This window comes from Haloarcula argentinensis DSM 12282 (genome assembly GCA_000336895.1).
Classification (GTDB): domain Archaea; phylum Halobacteriota; class Halobacteria; order Halobacteriales; family Haloarculaceae; genus Haloarcula; species Haloarcula argentinensis.
On sequence record AOLX01000004.1, the window covers coordinates 1 to 1,176 of the forward strand.

The 1,176-nt window shown below is 63.9% G+C and carries 1 protein-coding gene; it reads left to right on the forward strand.

Going from position 1 to position 1,176, the window contains the following annotated elements; all coding sequences use genetic code 11:
• Nucleotides 1-1,120: hypothetical protein (locus C443_RS00725; RefSeq protein WP_005532844.1), on the forward strand; the 1,120-nt coding region annotated here is incomplete at its 5' end.
• Nucleotides 1,121-1,176: the final 56 nt, after the last annotated feature.

Consider the following 1,176-nt stretch of genomic DNA (forward strand, 5'->3'; position numbering starts at 1 on the left):
CTATTCGGCCGCACAGGGCCGCGAATTCCTTCGGAACGAACTTGAGAACAAGTCCAACGAGTTCGTCCGCGAGTTCGCCGGGATGATTAACGACCCCGACGTGCTCGACTTCCTGAATCGGTACTGCGGCATCTACGAGGAGCGCGGCAAGGACTTTCTGGACAGTCACGTCGGGAAACAAATCGTGCGGTCGGCGGCGACATCGATGGTAGACCGCGCCTATCGTGAGGGGAACGTGAGTCAGTTGCAGGGCATGGTCGGCATCGTGAATCAGGACCGTGAGGCGAGTGACGCCCTCACCGAGATTGTGACTCGGCTCGCGCAAGAGGGCACGATTGCGGTCGTCACCGGGCCACCCGGCGCGGGTAAGACCGCGACGACCCTCGACGTTGCGCGGGCGTGGGGCGCTCGAACCGGCGGGACGCTCTACGGCCAGACGACGTGGGACGGCTTCGACGCCGTGGTGCGGTCCGACGTGGAGATGCTAGAGGCGATGGCGTCACACAAACGCCAATCGCTCGGCGTGCTTGACGAAGCAATGCAGGAGCTTACCGGCCGCGGTGCGGACTCGAAGAAAGCCGAGACGTTCGCGGAGCGCGCGACTCTCATCCGCAAGAAAGAGGACCGCCACGGGCCGCACGCAAAGCGTGGGTCGCTCGTGCTGGTCGCTCACAATTGGAGCGGGATGAACAAACCCATCCGCGAGATGACGACGCTCGTCATCCAGAAACCGAGTCGTGCCGACCCCGGTCGCGTCATCCTCTGGGAATCGCCCGGCGGGGAGGACAAGCGCGAGAAAATCGGGGAGTTCGTCGGACTCACCGACACTCGGGAGAGTTATTCCGAGCACGACCCTGCGCCGTTCCGCGTCGTCCTCGACGAGGACCGCGACGACGACGCCGACCAAATCGACCCCGAACAGATACGGCGCGCCGAGCGCGTGCGCGCCTACCTGCTCGACTGTCAGCCGTGGTGCGACGGCGGCATCTCGCAGGGTGACGCCGCCGCTAAACAGGGATTCAGTAGCTCGTGGGCGACCGACCGCAAACAAGAGTGGGAATCCGGCGAGTGGAATCATCTCGACGGCGTGCCGGAACCGTCGAAAGTCGAAACCGCATGACGGCGATTGATTCCTCCCGGTCCATCCTCCACCCACACCCCCATGCCGCATTACTT